General features: G+C 59.5%; 14 protein-coding genes and 2 CRISPR repeat arrays. Of the genes, 2 read left to right on the top strand and 12 right to left on the bottom strand.

Going from position 1 to position 17744, the window contains the following annotated elements; all coding sequences use genetic code 11:
* Nucleotides 1–2: 2 nt before the first annotated feature.
* Both R4P64_RS31940 and R4P64_RS31935 read right to left on the bottom strand, forming a co-directional pair.
* The gene (locus tag R4P64_RS31940) at nt 3–362 is read right to left on the bottom strand and encodes a nucleotide pyrophosphohydrolase (protein WP_317824204.1); all 360 of its coding nucleotides are present in this window, start codon (nt 360–362) and stop codon (nt 3–5) included.
* A gap of 101 nt (nt 363–463) precedes the next feature.
* Nucleotides 464–895, bottom strand: coding sequence for a hypothetical protein (locus R4P64_RS31935; protein ID WP_317824203.1), 432 nt, complete (start codon nt 893–895; stop codon nt 464–466).
* Between the two features lie 663 nt (nt 896–1558).
* On the opposite strand from R4P64_RS31935, the gene R4P64_RS31930 reads away from it, so the two are divergent.
* Together R4P64_RS31930 and R4P64_RS31925 are read left to right on the top strand one after the other, a co-directional pair.
* Nucleotides 1559–2209 (top strand): DUF3761 domain-containing protein, encoded by a 651-nt coding sequence (locus R4P64_RS31930; RefSeq protein ID WP_317824202.1) that lies wholly within the window; start codon nt 1559–1561, stop codon nt 2207–2209.
* A gap of 136 nt (nt 2210–2345) precedes the next feature.
* Nucleotides 2346–2690, top strand: coding sequence for a TerD family protein (locus R4P64_RS31925; protein WP_317824201.1), 345 nt, complete (start codon nt 2346–2348; stop codon nt 2688–2690).
* Between the two features lie 35 nt (nt 2691–2725).
* On the opposite strand, the gene R4P64_RS31920 is transcribed toward R4P64_RS31925, so the two are convergent.
* From R4P64_RS31920 to R4P64_RS31875, 10 genes are all read right to left on the bottom strand, one after another.
* Nucleotides 2726–2890, bottom strand: coding sequence for a hypothetical protein (locus tag R4P64_RS31920; protein WP_317824200.1), 165 nt, complete (start codon nt 2888–2890; stop codon nt 2726–2728).
* Nucleotides 2891–3251: 361 nt separating this feature from the next.
* Nucleotides 3252–4809: direct repeats of the CRISPR family, unit length 29 nt; unit sequence GGGCTCATCCCCGCATACGCGGGGAGCAC.
* Between the two features lie 87 nt (nt 4810–4896).
* The gene (gene cas2e, locus R4P64_RS31915) at nt 4897–5262 is read right to left on the bottom strand and encodes a type I-E CRISPR-associated endoribonuclease Cas2e (RefSeq protein WP_317824198.1); all 366 of its coding nucleotides are present in this window, start codon (nt 5260–5262) and stop codon (nt 4897–4899) included.
* Complete coding sequence (gene cas1e / locus R4P64_RS31910) at nt 5256–6209, bottom strand: type I-E CRISPR-associated endonuclease Cas1e (protein WP_317824197.1); 954 nt, start codon at nt 6207–6209, stop codon at nt 5256–5258. The genes cas2e and cas1e overlap by 7 nt, the downstream gene beginning before the upstream one ends.
* Nucleotides 6210–6219: 10 nt before the next feature.
* Nucleotides 6220–6876, bottom strand: a complete 657-nt coding sequence (gene cas6e / locus R4P64_RS31905) for a type I-E CRISPR-associated protein Cas6/Cse3/CasE (protein WP_317824196.1) — start codon at nt 6874–6876, stop codon at nt 6220–6222.
* The gene (cas5e, locus tag R4P64_RS31900) at nt 6877–7569 is read right to left on the bottom strand and encodes a type I-E CRISPR-associated protein Cas5/CasD (protein ID WP_317824195.1); all 693 of its coding nucleotides are present in this window, start codon (nt 7567–7569) and stop codon (nt 6877–6879) included. It abuts the gene before it with no gap.
* Nucleotides 7566–8708, bottom strand: a complete 1143-nt coding sequence (gene cas7e, locus R4P64_RS31895) for a type I-E CRISPR-associated protein Cas7/Cse4/CasC (protein ID WP_317824194.1) — start codon at nt 8706–8708, stop codon at nt 7566–7568. The genes cas5e and cas7e overlap by 4 nt, the downstream gene beginning before the upstream one ends.
* 21 nt (nt 8709–8729) lie before the next feature.
* On the bottom strand, nt 8730–9377 hold the full coding sequence (gene casB, locus R4P64_RS31890; protein WP_317824193.1) for a type I-E CRISPR-associated protein Cse2/CasB: 648 nt from the start codon (nt 9375–9377) through the stop codon (nt 8730–8732).
* A complete protein-coding gene (casA, locus tag R4P64_RS31885) occupies nt 9374–11011 on the bottom strand; it encodes a type I-E CRISPR-associated protein Cse1/CasA (protein ID WP_317824192.1) in 1638 nt (545 codons plus the stop codon). Before casA ends, casB begins: the two co-directional genes overlap by 4 nt.
* Nucleotides 11008–13719: a CRISPR-associated helicase Cas3' gene (gene cas3 / locus R4P64_RS31880; RefSeq protein WP_317824190.1), complete on the bottom strand. Its 2712-nt coding sequence runs from the start codon at nt 13717–13719 to the stop codon at nt 11008–11010. The genes casA and cas3 overlap by 4 nt, the downstream gene beginning before the upstream one ends.
* A 501-nt stretch (nt 13720–14220) precedes the next feature.
* Nucleotides 14221–16018: a CRISPR direct-repeat array (repeat unit 29 nt; unit sequence GGGCTCATCCCCGCATTCGCGGGGAACAC).
* A 934-nt stretch (nt 16019–16952) separates the two neighbouring features.
* Nucleotides 16953–17333, bottom strand: a complete 381-nt coding sequence (locus R4P64_RS31875) for a hypothetical protein (RefSeq protein WP_317824189.1) — start codon at nt 17331–17333, stop codon at nt 16953–16955.
* Nucleotides 17334–17744: the final 411 nt, after the last annotated feature.

Genomic DNA, 17744 nt, shown 5'->3' with positions numbered 1-17744 from the left:
GATCAATTACCTTCCAGGTCAGAATATTTCGTAGCGTGACCCTTGGATTTTTCGACGGGGTACTTTTGCCCGTTCAACTCAACTTTGCGGACTGCCGCGTCGATTAGGTCGATCTGCAGCACGTCTGCCAACCGGGCGAGGTAGAGCAAAACATCGGCCATCTCCTCTTCCACTCGGCGTCGCTGCTCCGGTCGCTCGGTTACGGCAGCACTCTCATCGGCGGTCAGCCATTGGAAGATTTCGGTGAGTTCCCCGACTTCCCCGCTCAATGCCATTACCAGGTTTTTTGGGTTGTGGAACTGTCCCCAGTCCCGGTCTTCGGCGAATGCAGCCATGAGCTTCTGGATCTCGACAATGTCCATGTGGAATGTTTATCACGATGTTCAGACAACACGGGCTTGCCTTTTCTGAACATCGCACGCACACGACAGGGCCCCATAGTGGATCCCCGATTTCAGAGAATCTAAGGTGTGTGAGCGCAGACGGTCGCGTACTCATACCGGATGTAAATCGCCAACGTTGAACGCTGTTCCAGGTGTTTAAGTCCTGCTTTCCAGCCCTCGAAGAGCACACAGCGCTCTACAAAGCAGAATTCTTCCACTCCTGTGTTCATCTCGGCCACAGTTGACGATTCCGTAGAAGCAGATGTCGCAGATTCGATGCCCGTTCCTCCACGACCGACCGGGTGGAACGTTGCCATCCCGACCTGATCCGCGTCCCAGCGACGAACGCTCCAGGAGAGAACATGACCGATCAGATGCTGACGCGATGTGACCCGATCATGGCAGCGGTGCGTGACGAGTTCGGTACCGGTGACCTCTTTCAGTGCACCTTCGAAGGGGAGTTCGCCGTGCAGGACGCGGTCGCTGGTGCTGCTAGTCGCTGCATCCGACACCTCCGATTCCTTGAGGCAATTTTCGCCCGTAAATCAATGCTAGCGCACGGGGAGTCACCGGCCGCCGATCAAATTCCCCGCAGCTCATCCCACCCCGCGTACGTCAAACTTTTCCGATCCCAACACACCGATCGTCGACGCTGTGAGCAACACGGCTGCCGCGGCGTTGGCCGATCACACTTTGACCGCCACACGGCTGTAGCCCCTTCTCCTGTGACGGAATATCGAGGCCGTGAACATGCACGACGACAACCTCCGTGTGGCAGTTGGAACTCAGACTCAATGCCCTCGAAGGCACAAACCTCGGGACTGCCGACATGATGGGACAACCGCGCCCTCACCAGCCACTGAACAAATAACTCAGAAGCGGCTGTCGCGCAATATATTTGGAGGCAAACTGGTGTGATCGTTGACCACCATTGTGACATGTTGACGACGTTACCGAGTTCGTTCATGTCGTCCCCAGTTCGGGTTCCGACCGCGGGGTGATCAACCAGAGCTTTCGTGCCCGAACCCTCGACGTGCACAACGTCGCCTTGCCTCGCCGCGATGCTCAAGGACCCAGCAGTGTCCAGAAAAGGGACGTCTGTCACATTCCACCCAAAGCGCCATGGTTGAATCTTCAAAAATATTGCTTTGGAATTGCTGACTTTAGGAGAAAACGTGGCCACGTTATTAGTGTTTGTGGGTTTGATCGCGCTTGTCGTCGGCGTGATCGCGCTTCTACGCGGTCACATCGGTTGGGCTCGAATCCCGAACCGGCGAACTGCTGTCATTGTCAGTGTTATTGCGTTCGGTGTGATGCTGACCGGCGGCGCGCTTGCACCCGCCTCACCAGCCCCGACTTCCGACCGGATTCTCACCACGTCGACGCCCGCTCCCACACCGACCAGCTCATCGACGACGACCGCCCGAAAAACGACAACCACCACGTCGGCGCCACCAGCCACTCTGACAACGACAACGCCTCCCCCACCGCCGATTACGACGACACTCGAGCCGACCCGAACTCTCGCCCCGATGACACCAACCGAGGTTGCGATTGCTCCCTTCGTGCCGCACGCCGCAACACCGGAGTACCCGCCGCCCCAGCCGCCGTCGAAAGGCACGACCGGTGGCGGAAACTCCGGAGGCGGTAGGGGTGATTGTGTTGGCGGATACATCAATACCGCGGGCAACTGCATTCCCTCCCCACGGCAGGCACCCTCAGCGCCCTCAGGTGCCACCGCGAAATGTAGTGACGGCACCTACAGCTTCAGCCAAAGCCGCCGAGGCACCTGCTCGGGTCACGGGGGCGTTGCCAGCTGGCTCTAACCAGCATGTAGACCGGCAGTCTGCACATCGCCCTGACGGAACACCCCGCAAACCATCGAACTCCACCCGCGGATACGCGGGAGACCAACCCACCACCACCCGAAAGGTAAACGCCGAAACCGATTCGGCCACCACCATGATGACGACACTCGCACGCGGAGAAAACACGACACTCTCCCACCAGAGGATCATCGTCACCGCATCAGGGGTCGACGCTTGCACAGTAGACCTGTTGGGGTTTCAGCTCGGAATGAACGAGAAGGTGCGCTCCGACGAGGACCTGATCTTCATCAACTCCCCCATATCCCTTGAGCGCGCAGTTGCGCTCAGCGGTGACCGAGTCGACATCAACCTCCATCAGGTGCCTGCCGTGGTGCAGTTTCTCCCTGTTGCGGTCTCGCTAGATGATTCTGTGACGGGGAGCCTCGCCACGATCACTGCGCTCGGTGTCACCCTCTGCAACGAATTGGAAGCCGGTTAACCAGTTCGTCTCTCCGGCGGAATATTTGGCGCCGATCACAGGATGTCTCGCTCGGTCTCGAGCTTGGTTTTCTCCGCGCGTAGGTGTGTGACCTCGGCCCGGAGCCGGGCGGTTTCCAGCTCGGTGTCTCGCCGGAGTCGAGCCGCGGCGCACTGCTGGTGCCGTGTCTGCGGATCGGAATACCCGCATTCTTCAGCCACGCGGTCAGCGAACCATGCGCGATACCCAGATCGACGGCGATCCCGACCACTGTCGCGCCGTCGGTATCGCGGTACAGCTCGACCGCGTCGCGGCGGAACTCTGCGGTGTAATTTTTCTTGGCCATCCGGTTAGATCTTCTCGCTTTCCCCAGCCTGGGACCAGGATCAAGCGTGTCCATCACACATGGTCAAGGCCCGATTGGGCCTTGACCGACGAGTCGTACACCGATTGGCAACGGTGCACCACGTGCGACCCACCTCATGCAACCCACAACAAATCGGAGAAAGAGGACATCGCCGCCGGTCAGACCCCCGGAAAACAAGACCTGCAACCATGCACGTATAACCACACGCCTGTCGCGGGCTCATCCCCGCGTACGCGGGGAGCACTTGTACGTCGTCCACGGTTGCCAGTTGGTGCCGGGCTCATCCCCGCATACGCGGGGAGCACGACGTACATCGGGTCAGTCCAGCCGGTGATGCGGGCTCATCCCCGCATATGCGGGGAGCACCGCCGACGTTGTGGTCGTCGTGGTGGTTGTCGTTGGGCTCATCCCCGCATACGCGGGGAGCACCCGACCACCTTGCCCACCGTGCGCGTGCGCGTGGGCTCATCCCCGCATACGCGGGGAGCACTTCCGATCGAAGTGGGACATGCTGTCGATGCAGGGCTCATCCCCGCATACGCGGGGAGCACCTCGGATTCACGGGCTACTACCCCGCGCGAGAGGGCTCATCCCCGCATACGCGGGGAGCACCTGATGGACGTCTACGGCAAAGCAACCCTGCTGGGCTCATCCCCGCATACGCGGGGAGCACAACCGCCCTGGACGGCCGATAGACGGAGGATCGGGCTCATCCCCGCATACGCGGGGAGCACTTGCCCGGTACAGCCGACGGATGCTGAAAAGTGGGCTCATCCCCGCATACGCGGGGAGCACCTGGACAACTTCGGCGTCCACATTTACGAACTGGGCTCATCCCCGCATACGCGGGGAGCACCAACCTTGGCCTGGTTGTATCGACCCTGCGCAGGGCTCATCCCCGCATACGCGGGGAGCACGCGGCGCCGTTGGTGCGGACAACCTTCAGCCCGGGCTCATCCCCACATACGCGGGGAGCACGTCGCGGCAGTGAGGTTCGTGTTGAACACGATGGGCTCATCCCCGCATACGCGGGGAGCACTTCGTTGCCGCACTGGGCGGAATGAGTGGCACGGCTCATCCCCGCATACGCGGGGAGCACGTCATGCTCAGCATCTGACCGAGCTGCGTTGTGGGCTCATCCCCGCATACGCGGGGAGCACGCAGTCCTTCCAGGGCGGCACGATCGCACGACGGGCTCATCCCCGCATACGCGGGGAGCACGGGCATGGCTGTGCTCGGGTTGTTGGTCATCAGGGCTCATCCCCGCATACGCGGGGAGCACGGGCATGGCTGTGCTCGGGTTGTTGGTCATCAGGGCTCATCTCCCCGCATACGCGGGGAGCACGTCGAATGCGGATGACTTGAACCCGCCGAACAGGGCTCATCCCCGCATACGCGGGGAGCACATGAAAAGCGCAGATGGTCATCAGTCGATTCAGGGCTCATCCCCGCATACGCGGGGAGCACTTCCCAGCTCACGAAGTCGCCGGCGACCACCTGGGCTCATCCCCGCATCCGCGGGGAGCACCTCGACGAGAAGCGGTTCGATCTCGACACACAGGGCTCATCCCCGCATACGCGGGGAGCACGTCCGTCATTTTCGCGTCATTCGTTTGGTGCAGGGCTCATCCCCGCATACGCGGGGAGCACTTCCCAGCTCACGCGTTCGCCGGCTCCCGCCTGGGCTCATCCCCGCATACGCGGGGAGCACCGGATGGCTTCCGGCCGGCGAGTTTCGATGGAAGGGCTCATCCCCGCATACGCGGGGAGCACACTTCTTCACCTGGTACTTTTCTGGAAAGGGGAAGGTTTCAGCATCACTTAGAGACGTAGGATCCAAATAATAGGCCCCGATCTCTGCTACTCCTCCGCTCGTCGGGATCGAGCCTTACGATAGCGACTTGCCTTGCTCCAGCCCGCACGCGGCTTGGATGCTGACTCCAATGCTTCACCAGTGTGCGGCCGTCGAATGAGTTTCACACCGTCGATGTCAATAGTCTCCCAGTCGTGTCGATGAACAAGAAACTCGAGTCGCTGCTCATTGCGGGCGGTGAACACCATGATCGCTCGCCCGTTATTGCAGAGTTCGATCACACGATCCCAGAGCAATTCGCGGACCCGCCTGTTCAAGACACCAACAAAAACACCGGGACTCACCTCCAACAGCCAGCGTGTGAGGTGCCCACGCAAACCTGATGGGCACGCAGTGACAATGAGGACTACCACGGAACCTCGTCGTATGATGTTCCACTCGCCACAGCCGGGCCCTGGTCGTCCCACATTTGAACGACGTCCGCTTCCCAGCCTTCGCCTTCGTCTGAGCTGTCGGGTAACAGCAACTGCTGGATGTCCTGAACGCAACGACTTAACAGTTTTCCGTTGTACACAGCATCGCGGACTGCTCGACGGGTCACGCCCATGACATCGAAGCCTTCACCTTCAGCCTCTGCCTGAACTGCGATGTCAAATGCAATCGGAATTGCGATCTCAGCTTTGTAGAGGTCGGCGATGTCGTAGACGAACGACCGATCATGCCCGGTGTGGACGAAGCCGAGGCCGGGGGAGCATCCCAGTGCCACGATCACCGCGTGGGTTATTCCGCATATGCATGTTGTGGCCGCTGACAGTGCCTGGTTAACCGCATCAGATGCCCCAAAGTCTTCGACGTTGTAATCTCGCCGGTTCCATTCGACGCCAGTGCGTTTGGCATGTTCGCGATATGAATTTCGTACACGTGCACCTTCGCGGCCACGCAGTTGTTGCATGTTGAGCGATCCAATTTCTTCACCGGGAAATCTCATCGCATACATTTGGCGAGCGACGGCCAAGCGAGATGCCCTGGCCGACACTGCCATTGCTTGTGCGTCGAGTAATCTGCTTGTCCTACCCAGCGGTCTTCCGTGTGCGTAGTACCGCACCCCACGTTCGCCGACCCATACAGTGGACGATCCGCTTTCCGCCATTAAGACCATGGCTTGATGAGTAACCCGTGTTCCTGGACCCAGTAATAGTGCGCCGATTGTGGCAGTGGGTATGTGAACTACTCCGCGTTCATCGGTTGCGGTGATGGCGTTGCCGTCACGATGTACCGTGCAACGTTCAAGATAAATGAACGACAATCTGTCGGTGGCTCGAACCAGTTCACTAGGTTTCGCGGGGCGCGGTCCGGTCATCGCGTCACAATCATCCGGCCGGCGCGATGGTCAGGAGCCCGCAGCCATAGGCCTTGGCTCGGCCAACTCCGACGACGAGTGTGGACACGAATACCTTCGGATCTACCACGTCGAGAACACCGTCGAATGTCGCGGTGGAAATCGTAACCCGATGGCCGCTCTTGTTGAAGACCAAACTGTTTCGACTCGTGACAGCGAATGCTGCTTCGGTCTCCGGTCCGTCGGGTACTGAAAAGCCGAGTCGTTCTGCACGATCGAGGAGCCATTGTTCCTGCTGCTTGACTGTCACATGTCCGACGGGTTTGGTGTCCGACCATCCTTCCTTGCGAATGTTGTGGACGGGGTTGGCGGTTAGCCGAAAACTCCAGCGCTGGCCTGCCGTGATTCGTTCGAGTAGTGGTGTGTAGCTCCGTGTCTGCCACATCTGGCCGGTCTGCCAACCCGCTTGTTCGACAAGATGGGTGAGATCGGGTTCTCGCGGGCTGACGATCAACAGACTCACGTCATGCTTTTCCGTCTGATCGACTCGCCAGAGTGCCCGGCCTTCCTTGTCGGAGGTGTCCGGCGGAAATCCGGCGAGTACGGCGGCGTGCATGGATTGCGGTGATGCGAGAAGCTTCCGCGCGCCACGCCGTGCCGGGTTCAGTGGCATCTTGGTCAAGAACATTTATGCTCCCCCTAGTGCGGCCATGACGTCGTGCGTATTTGCGCGACCTTTTGGGTTTTCGATATTCACGCCATGTTCGATGACGTTGCGCCAGCCGTATTCTCGCAACGTCGGATCGAAGCTGATCGGTATGTCCCGAACCAGTTCGCCGATTTCGCCGTCCACGGCGTCGATCGCGATGCGTAGGTGCACGGATTTTCCTTGTCGTGTGCGGTACCAGTTCGCTGCTTCCCACGGTGCTGATTCAAGTGCTGTCATCAGCGGCGTCTCGGAAACGTTCAGCCGCAAGGGGCCACTAGGTGGGCATGATCGACGTCCCAAATAGAGTGGAAATGTCGGGTTTCGTAGAGCTTCAGCCAACGCTCCCACCAGATTTGAGTCACCTTCCACACCAGCGACAAACACTGCATCGCCGAGATAGTAGCGATACGACAACGGCATCGTGCGCTTGTCGTCCAAGCTTTTCGCGGTTTGAAAGTCGCGGATCAACTGTCCTGGTTGGTCAACGCGTACACCGAATTTCAATGCCGCGAGATCCTCGAGCGGATCGGTTCTCCGACGTCCCTGTGCTGCTGCCAATAGGCCGACGACTCCACTCTTCGTCGGCTCCTGTCGGGTGTTGCGTTGACTGAATCGACTCGCCGCGCCCCATGCTTGCATGGGGCCAGACAATTTCAGCAAGAGCGTCGTCACGACAACCGCTCCGCCACCAACGCACCTACCTGTGAGATAAGGTCCTCGATCGACACCTGCTCACCGAGTCCCGCCAACGGCTTCGCCGCAGCTCCGAGAGCAACTACCAACGTGTGCCCTGATCCGGTGCCGTAGGCACGAGCCACATCTTCATGCCGAATGGCAAAGGCAGAAGCCGCATTTGCCATCACACCGGCTGTGTCATCTCGGGTGATTGCGTCTTCGAATGCACCCGCCAAATTGATGGGTTGGTCGTCTCGAATTGTGACCACGATTGCGTCGGGCAACGTTCGGTTGGCAAAAGTGTTTTGTTTGCCTGTCGGCATGGAGCGCGTGAACGAGTCCACAAAAGCCTCCACCGCGCGGGCAGTCGCGGCGTCATCGCCCAGGTTTTTGCGGAGACCGCCGACATTGACTGTGGCGTAACGATAGAGGGTGGACGAGTTAAATTCCACGGTACCGATCATGCCTGCACCGGTTTCGGAATCGCGCTCCTGCAAATCGTCGACGGCTGTGAAATAGTCGAACTCGTTGGCGACCGAATGCACACTGATTGCATGGGCAACTTGTGCAGCTGCGTCGACGTTCAGTTCCGCATCGTCAGCGACCATGCGGCCGAACAGTGCGACGTCAAAGCTGTTGTCCTGGTTGACTGCAGCCTTAGCGTCCTTCACAACGATCTTGACCCCCGACTGATCAGAGGCTATCGCAAGTTCTGCTAGTTTTCGGATCTGTCCGGCACTGAGAAAGATAAGGTAGCCCGACTGATCAGCCGGAGCCTGAGTACCCTTCGGCGCGTCCTTCGGCAACTTCGGTGTGGTTAGTTTGATCCCGGCGGCTTTCAGAACGTCCGCAGCGAGACGCTGCGTGTCATCGACACGATCCTGATAGGTCTCGTCGATATGTCGAATCTCGTCCGCTACCAACTCGACGACCCGCTTGGTGCGGTAACCGATATCCGACTTGTCCAAGGTCTCATTAAATCTCTTGCGAGTGGCACGCTTCCAAGCCTGGCTTGACACTCGGGCCCGACGAACGCCGCCGAACACGGCAGTCTTGGGACTGCCGGTGTCGTCACGGTTGATGTTGCTCGGAGGAACCGATTGGAGAATATGGATGTCGATGAAGGTGTTACTCATGATGGATATGTGGTCCTTCTGCTAAGAGTTCTCGGATTCCGCAGCATCAACCGATGCGGCGTTTGATTCTTGATGGCTTGTTCTGTAATAGTCACGGCCCCAGGCCAACCGAACGCTGTCGGCAGCCGAGGGCGTCTGAAGCCGGCGCAAATCGACGGCCAATCGCCCGTAGTCGAGTGGCACCCCAGCGGACCTGAATTGAGTAATCAGCCCACGCAGGTGATGCAACAATTCCTCACGCGAGTCCGATGTCGCAAGAGTCATGAAGCGTTTGCGAACGGCCTCCTCATTGGCGGTGTGGCGGCCCAACTGGTGCGCTGCCCGACCAAGGGAAACTCCCCTCTTGTGCATCCCTGCAGACGCAGCCTGCTGATGCAAGGCAAACAGGGTTATCGCACTGTGCGCTGCATACTCGTACTGCGACGGTGTGTCATCACGGTTGAGTAACTCCGGTTCGATACTTCCGATCGTGTCTTGCCAGACGGCCGGGACGCTCCCCGGTTCCGATGTGATTGCGCGTCTCAATCGAGCTAATCGTGCCGTGACATCGAATTCGCGACGATCCGACAAATAGCCCGTCTGAAGTCGCCCCACAACAGTGGATACCGACTCCCTCAGCTTGTCATCGGCTGATCGGGGCTTTTCGTCGAGCTTCTCTGATGTGGTCATACGGATGCACCTTCCTTGCTGGCATCTGGTTTCGGCATTGCAGGAAATGCGTGCACGAGCTCTTTGCGGAGCGCTTGCCGGAACCAGACCGCTGCCTGTGACGAATCGACATGGCGCTCACGCACAGAGCGCCCGACAAACGCCGGGGCACCGGCTGATTCGATGAGAGCCCGACTCATCGGTTCGACCGTGGATTTGACTGTCCGATGCCATTCTCGGAGGTAGTCCTCGAGATCGGTGTCATCAGTGAGTTGGGCGAGCCATCGTCGAAACGGTGCATCGAGGGCAAAAAATGCCTCCGCCCGGGCGACAGATCGTGGTCCGTCCGATTCTCCGCCGGATGCGGCTGCGAGATTGCCGGCCAGATTGGCGAGTGCGGCTATCGCACCATCCGCCGCGCCCACGGCCATAGTTGCGTAACTTCGTGTCTCGCTGTGTCGGCCGAGGAGCGCAAGATGAATCTGGAGGACATCATCAATGCTCTCACCCACAATTGACGACTGATTGATGTAGGCCAAGCCCAGCGCATGAGGACGCACCGTCAGCTTCTTGTCCAGATACCCACCGTCCACCAACCTATCGAGCCAATGGGCCACGCCCGGGGCCAACGACTTCATCCGTCCGTCGACCTTGGGATCGGAAACGTCACTCAGGAGCGCAGTGACGCCGCGCCACAATGCCCGTTCCGACTTATGCTCCTGCGGCAGGTAACGAACATCGCCGAATTTCTTGGACTGAGGTTCGCTAAAACGCCACGGTGTCAGGAACTCCATGTCGAACCGGTTGTGGGTACTTGCTGCGTCACCGTTCATGATCAGCACGCCGCGCACGGACTTTCCGTCGTGATCGAGCCGCAAACGACGACTCTGCCAGGTTAGTAAATCTGTGGGGCCCAGCGGTGTTGGGTCCTCACGCGCCCCGGCACCCGCGTGATCTCGCTCCCACACCGGTGCATCCGCTAACGGAGGCAGATCACCTGCGCGATTGCGTAGGACCGTGTTGAGTAACAATGTCTGAAACAGGTTAGTGCCTTCGAAGAGCACTCCGCCCAATTGCCCCGACCACGCAACTCCGATCGGGTAGCCCTTTCCATTCTTCACCCGCCGATCTCGCGGGTCGCCGGACTTGATGCCCGAAGGATCGAAAGCCTGGCAGTGCACGATCCACCGCGCTGCCTCTGCGTAGGAAATCGACGCCAATGACGGGCCGGCTCTGGTGGTGAAGTATTTTTCGTTCGACGGGACGTCGGCGATTATACGTTCGAGAGAAGTGAACTCCCCTTTCGCCGTTGCCAGATCGGCAACTTGGAAGAACGGTTCCACCGTATCTAGCAGGTCGAATCGATGCGCGAAATGTCGCGTGTAGCTTTCGATCTCACCAATCGGAAACTGCCCGCCTTTCCATATCTGTGCCCACCGCTTCTCGGGTTTGTCACCCCAGTCGATTGCCCGATGCACGATCGCCAGCAGGATCCGTTGAAGGGCGAAGGCCTGGGTGGGGATGTCCCCACCGACACCTCTGATCGTCGATGCCTGATCGAATATCTCGGCAATGGATACCAATCCTTGATCACCGTTAGTGCGATGCACTGGAATCCACGCCTCGGACAACAAATTGAATTCTGTGACCGTCATAGTTCTTCTTTCGTCACGATTAGCCCTTCGATGGAGTGATACCGAATGTCGAAACCAGCAAGATGTGCGCAACCCTCTGCATCGAGTTCGAGGACGAGTTCTCCTGCAAGCCATTTCGAGTCCTGCCAGCCGGAGTAACATCGCTGCTCCAACTCGTCCAGTGTTTGATCAATCCGCCATGAGCCGGTCAGCTGCATCGGCAATCGCACCGTGGCGGTCAAGGCCTGCCTCGACAACGCGCCGCTGGGTGCGAAGTCCGTATCGATCACCGCGCCACCGCACTGCTCCGGAAGGTGAACGTTCTCACCGATCCGTTGGGTGACAATAACTTCGATACCTTCGTCCGTGTCACGGACCTTCGCTTGCCCTCGCGGACCGTCGGCTTCACCGACATTTTCTGCCAACCAGTCGACCAAGGTTTCCTCGGCGTATGGCTCTGGGAGGAGAAACGAGGACGCTTCCAGGCGCGTTCTATTCTTCTCCACAACATCTCGCGCAGTTGCGTCGCGATAGTCCGCGGCCCACGTCTGCGGGATCGGTACATTCTCGCCGTACGCCAACTGTACGAGTTCAGCAATATCTCGTGGCAATTCGACGGATCCGACGCACCAGCGCTCACGCAACACCGCCAACGTGCGCACCAAGAGAACATCGGAATATATCCTGCTTGACGCCGTGATCGGCACCGGAAGATCCGACGCCCAATCCACTACCCCGGTGACGAAGAACCGGGGATCTCGTACCCGCTCCGGGCGAACCGTCGAGCTGTGCCGGTGCAACCGTCCCATTCGCTGAAAGAGAAGATCAATGGGGGCCAGATCGCTGATCATCACATCGAAGTCGATATCGAGAGACTGCTCGATCACCTGCGTGCCCACCACAATCCGCCGCGCCGGACGCTGACCGTTCGGGCCCAGCTGCTTGACCAGCCCTGCCTCCAGATCACTGCGATGCTGCGCAAGGAAACGCGAATGAATCAACGTCACGTCACCGGGAAATTGCTCCGCCAATACTCTCGCAGTTTCCTGCGCACGCCTCACCGTATTTCTAACAATGCCAGCGCAACCACCGTCAGCAAGTAGATCCGTCAGCAGCTCGACGAGTGAGTCCAACTCGTCATCGAGCTGCACAACCCCGACTGTCTTCGGGGCAGAAGTGTCGTCAACACTGATCGCCTCAACACCGGATGCCTGGCACACGGTAATCACGGGGTAGCCAATGTCCCCTACTAGATGTTCGTGCGCATCCTTACCTGATTGGTAGGCCTGAACCAACGCAACACGCTGCTCGGACGGTAGCGTCGCCGACAGGAGAATTACCGGAACCCCATATGCCCCAAGCCACTCCAACGACCGCTTCAGGTATTCACGCATGTACGTGTCCGCGGCATGAACCTCATCGACGATGATGACCTTGTTGGTAAACGCCAAGTGCCGCAGCACCACGTGCTTCGCTTTGAGCGCCGCGAACAGCAACTGATCAACGGTTCCGACGACAAACTCCGCGAGCAGTCCCCTCTTACGCCCGGACATCCATGAATGCGCAATAACTGTCGCCCCGTGATCACACACGTCGTCACCGACCACACCCAAAGCCGATTCTGATTGCAGTTCACGGTAGCTCGGATTGAGTGACGCCTTACTGTGCGCGAGAACAGCACTCGCAGCAGCTAATCCGTCCTGCGCCTCGATCCACCCAAGAACACGCTCAAACATCGCATTAGACGTCGCCATCGTCGGCAAAGCAAAGAAAACCCCACCCTGACCGAACTTCTGCGCCAGCACCTCCGCAGCAGCCAACGCTGCTTCCGTCTTTCCAGTGCCCATGGCGGCCTCGACAATGAGCATTCCCGGCTCCGCCATCCCCCGTGCAGCATCGACCGCCGCAACCTGCATCGAGCGCGGCTCCACATCGTCCGGCAAACGAAAGCGGGCCTTCAACAGCGCCGCAAGATCCCCCGGCGGATGCGCTTCCCACGGCGGCAAGAACGCCAGCCGCTCCCACATCTGCTCCGCAGTGCGGACAGAATCTCGATTCTCTCCCAGCGGAAAGAACTCATCATTGCTGGCGATCCAGTCGGACATGATCACGAACCCCGTCCACAACGCCTGTTCCTGAACACTCAGCGCACGCGCCGACCACGCACCGAAATAGGCTCTAGCGTCTGTGAGCTCCGTGATGTAGTCGAGCAACTCATTCCTGCAAACCTCCCAGGCAGTGTCGCCAAAGTGCGCACGCTTCGGATCTTCCAACAATTGACGACGAACCGGAGGTGTTCCATGATGCCCACCAGCAATAACCGCAAACGATCTTGCCTCCGAAGGATCCCAGCCCTGCACCACCAGGTACTCGGCAATAGCAATGTGACTGACAAGTGAATGAGGCGTCATACTGCGATTCGCGATAACCGGCTTGATCTCCAAACCGGCCGCACGCATCGGCGCAGCGAGATCTTCCACCTGCATCGCAAACGCTGGACTCAACTTGCCCGTATCATGTGTGCCGGCCAACCAAGATCCAAGTGTCCGCGCCTCATCGAAGGTCCGCCCCTTCGCCAGAATCTTTTTCGTCGACAGCGGCAACCACCGATCCCACAACAGGCCTGCCACCGCAGCCGCATCCGCACTATGCCGCTGAAGGGAGAGCCAATCGCCCGAGTCGCGCGAATATTTCGCCCACGCGGACCGCGTTGCCGAACTGAGTGTCATCGTTACCTACTTGACTGTGAATCCTTGGCCGAGCGCCGCGGGTCAAAAGAAACCTACTCGTTGGCTCAGACAATTGAGATCTTAAAACCGCAATACCGTTGCATTTCAGTCGCAGAAGCACGAAGAACCAATTCGCTGCCTCTAACGCGATACCGTATTCATCGCGGTCAGTGAGAATACGAAACCCTCGCGAAGGCGCATTTCCGCCTTCGGTGAGATACCACGTCGAAAAATCGCACAGAACTTGCAATACCTAGATCAGCCCCGTGTCAACGGGAACATTACTGAAGGCATCTGACATGAGATCAGCGTCGTACGTCGACAAACCACTTCCACGCCGCGGTTTTCGGCCCCCAGTATCCAGATTCTTGTTTACAACCAAGACAGTCTGGCCCCTTAGGGACACGAGTCTGAATCGCAACGCGGACCGAGCTGCGCATCCTGTTCTCCCTGCACTCGCGGAGAGCACAGATCGTGATCGACACGGTGCGCACCTCCTCTGGGATCATCCCCGCATTCGCAGGGAGCACGTTCCGTTGTAGCCGTGGAACTCCTGCGTGATGGGCTCATCCCCGCATTCGCGGGGAACACGGAGACAGCAGCCTCTTCGACATCCGGTCCTGGGGCTCATCCCCGCATTCGCGGGGAACACGTGGCAGCCCTGTTCGGAGCGGGAACTCACTGGGGCTCATCCCCGCATTCGCGGGGAACACGTCGGGGCGATGGTGTTCGTTGCGGGTGTCGTGGGCTCATCCCCGCATTCGCGGGGAACACGCCCAACCGGTCCGACGGGCGCGGATTCGACTGGGCTCATCCCCGCACTCGCGGGGAACACGACGGAACCATCGACGACGCCGGACAGTGGGTGGGCTCATCCCCGCATTCGCGGGGAACACTGGTCGCTCTGGGCTCGCACCCTATTCCCCCAGGGCTCATCCCCGCATTCGCAGGGAACACCATCCGTTGATGATCTCCTCTAGTTCTTCGAGGGGCTCATCCCCGCATTCGCGGGGAACACGCGTTGTCGATGTGCATCTCGTCGCCCTTGACGGGCTCATCCCCGCATTCGCGGGGAACACCAAGGTGGTGAAGACGTGGGCACTGTTGTGCGGGGCTCATCCCCGCATTCGCGGGGAACACGCTTTCTTCCGCAACTGGCCTGGCTCAGTGGAGGGCTCATCCCCGCATTCGCGGGGAACACCGCGAAGCGATCCTCGAGGCGTCCGCAACCCTGGGCTCATCCCCGCATTCGCGGGGAACACACGTCGGTGAGTGCGCCGCCCGTCCCGGCCGTGGGCTCATCCCCGCATTCGCGGGGAACACTCGAAACGGGAGAAACTCGCGTCACCCGAACCGGGCTCATCCCCGCATTCGCGGGGAACACTCCATGCCTCGCGAATACCGTTGTTGTAGACGGGGCTCATCCCCGCATTCGTGGGGAACACCCTTGCCCGTCGAGCCTTCCGAACAGTCCCGCGGGCTCATCCCCGCATTCGCGGGGAACACTCCTCGAGTGCCTGGAACCGAGAACCGCGGTAGGGCTCATCCCCGCATTCGCGGGGAACACTTCAGATCCCTCTCGATGTCATCAGTGGTCTTGGGCTCATCCCCGCATTCGCGGGGAACACCAGATCAAGATGCTGTTCAACAGCATCCCATCGGGCTCATCCCCGCATTCGCGGGGAACACTTCGACACCGGTGGCGTGTGGGAGCCGGGCACGGGCTCATCCCCGCATTCGCGGGGAACACCGCAGGCGTGGGCGATGACGGGTTTCCTGCTCGGGCTCATCCCCGCATTCGCGGGGAACACGATGAGGATCGCCGTGTCGGGTTTGTCGGGGAGGGCTCATCCCCGCATTCGCGGGGAACACACTGCGAGACGGCAGACGCGTCCGGGAACTTGGGGCTCATCCCCGCATTCGCGGGGAACACTTGCTGTGTAGCTGAGGACGGTGCATCGTGGCGGGCTCATCCCCGCATTCGCGGGGAACACTGCTCGGTCGAGGATTTCGATGGCGACGATCAGGGCTCATCCCCGCATTCGCGGGGAACACGCCGATACCGCTATCACACAATCGTTGTCACCGGGCTCATCCCCGCATTCGCGGGGAACACTTGGGTTCACTCACGACGATGTTCTTGAGGATGGGCTCATCCCCGCATTCGCGGGGAACACACCAAGCGGATTTCCGATATCACCCTGCAGAAGGGCTCATCCCCGCATTCGCGGGGAACACCTCGCTGCTTTGGTGGCGCTCAGGACGTTCAAGGGCTCATCCCCGTATTCGCGGGGAACACACTTTTGACCTGCCGATTTCCCGAGAAAAGCATGGTTTCGGCATCACTCGGGAAAAGGACATTTCGCTAATAATGCCTTATTGCAGCTGCCAGAAGGTGCACGGATGCCATACATTTGAATCTTCCTTCCGCGCAGCGTCATCAGCTTGGACCAATGTCGATCGCTACCTAATCAGCGAGCCAGGCGTGTGCAATCAACGACATCACTGGCAACTGCCCCCGGTAGTTGTCGGCGATGGAAGTCAGAGTAAACCTTGAGTCGGAGGTTTCACCTGCCGACAGCAAAGCGCAACAAAGCCGCCAGTGCTGTAAGGGTGCGTTTCATGCTAGGGCCGGCCTAGCACATTCTTGGAACCACGTTCGCTTTTCTGCCCCAGGCTGCTCCATGAAGTAGCTGTTCGGTACCAGTGGGATCAGCATCGGCTCGACCCGCCCGGGTATGGCGATACGCATCCAGCGAGATCGGTACCCCGCCCATCGCCAGCGCGGCACGCTCGGATTCGCTTCGCTGAGCGTCCTGAAACGTCTCTTTAGCCGGGCTAACGTCCAACCCGCTTTGTTCGAGCGCATCCATCGGAAGAATGTCGCATGCGGAAAAATTGGGATCGGACGAAGCATCCGCAGTTAACGAGGTCGACGCTGCGTCCTCTGCGTCGCCACACGACGCGATCGCTGCCGAAACGAGCAGCAGAGACGCGACAGCGGTGAGCGTGCGAGGGCTCGGCGTAGATGGCCAACCACGGCTCACATTGATGGCAGTCAGTGTCTCACGACATATCAACGGCCAACTCCGAGTCATCTACAACCCACGTACCGTCGCTCGCCTCGCCGCTAGTACAGCTTTCCCAAGTCGTTATTTCCTCAGCATGCTACTGATTTCGTATATCGCTGCCCTCGGAATTGGCGAGGTACCCCATGGGCAAGTACGTTTCGCTCATTCCGCCGGCCCCAGCTTCACGCCGTTGTTCTTGATTCCACGCACACTGCCATCATTGGGAATAGTGACGTAATCCCCGCCCTCCGACGCATAGCTCGTGGTCTCGCTGATCGTGTCCTCGCAGAAGGGATCTCGGCACAACGTGTACCAGCGCAGACTGACCACGGGGTCGCTGTTGGCTGTCACACGATACCGCCCCGGCTGCACCTGTTCGGGAATCTTCCATGACCCACTCGATGAATAGGGGTCGATCGGCAACTCGACACTTGTACTGGGCGTAAAGGGAGATTCAAGCGCCGGCGCTTCGTTCCCTCCACACGCGCCGAGGCCCAGCACCGCGGCGGCAAGGCCCGCCAAAACCGCTCTGTGGTTTGTCACAGTCTGCATCCGAAGTCACAGCCTTAGTCGTCGCCATCCCCCGCGTACTCTTTGTCGCGTACATGATCTCCGCTGTTACGCGGGTCATGTCGGTTCTTCCGTTCCAGCTACTTGTCTCGCCGTCGCGATCTTGCTGCATCAGGGTCGGGTTTCCGCTGTGAATGTTGATCTTCTGTGCGTTCGATGCATGTCTGCGGAAATGCCCGTGATCGGCGCTCTCCACGTCCTCTGCGCGGCTGACCAGCCATTTCAGATGATCGTGTAACCGAGTTCGTGCGCCGCGGTGTAGATGCGGTCGGCCAACGCCGGATGACTCAACGGCGCCGAGAACTCCGGAAGAGCGGGGAATGCGTCGCCGGCGCGCTCGAACAACGCCATACACACAGTTCCGGCGTACCGGCCCCGATAGAC

The organism is Rhodococcus sp. IEGM 1366 (assembly GCF_033142425.1).
In the GTDB taxonomy this organism is placed as follows: domain Bacteria; phylum Actinomycetota; class Actinomycetes; order Mycobacteriales; family Mycobacteriaceae; genus Rhodococcus_F; species Rhodococcus_F globerula.
Note: the sequence above shows the minus strand (reverse complement) of the source record. Positions and strands in the feature narration are given on the sequence as shown.

Coding starts and splice junctions, on each gene's coding strand:
- R4P64_RS31940 (WP_317824204.1), bottom strand. CDS start 362: ATGGACATTGTCGAGATCCAGAAGCTCATGGCTGCATTCGCCGAAGAC.
- R4P64_RS31925 (WP_317824201.1), top strand. CDS start 2,346: ATGATGACGACACTCGCACGCGGAGAAAACACGACACTCTCCCACCAG.
- cas1e (WP_317824197.1), bottom strand. CDS start 6,209: ATGACCGGACCGCGCCCCGCGAAACCTAGTGAACTGGTTCGAGCCACC.
- cas6e (WP_317824196.1), bottom strand. CDS start 6,876: ATGTTCTTGACCAAGATGCCACTGAACCCGGCACGGCGTGGCGCGCGG.
- cas7e (WP_317824194.1), bottom strand. CDS start 8,708: ATGAGTAACACCTTCATCGACATCCATATTCTCCAATCGGTTCCTCCG.
- casB (WP_317824193.1), bottom strand. CDS start 9,377: ATGACCACATCAGAGAAGCTCGACGAAAAGCCCCGATCAGCCGATGAC.
- casA (WP_317824192.1), bottom strand. CDS start 11,011: ATGACGGTCACAGAATTCAATTTGTTGTCCGAGGCGTGGATTCCAGTG.
- cas3 (WP_317824190.1), bottom strand. CDS start 13,719: ATGACACTCAGTTCGGCAACGCGGTCCGCGTGGGCGAAATATTCGCGC.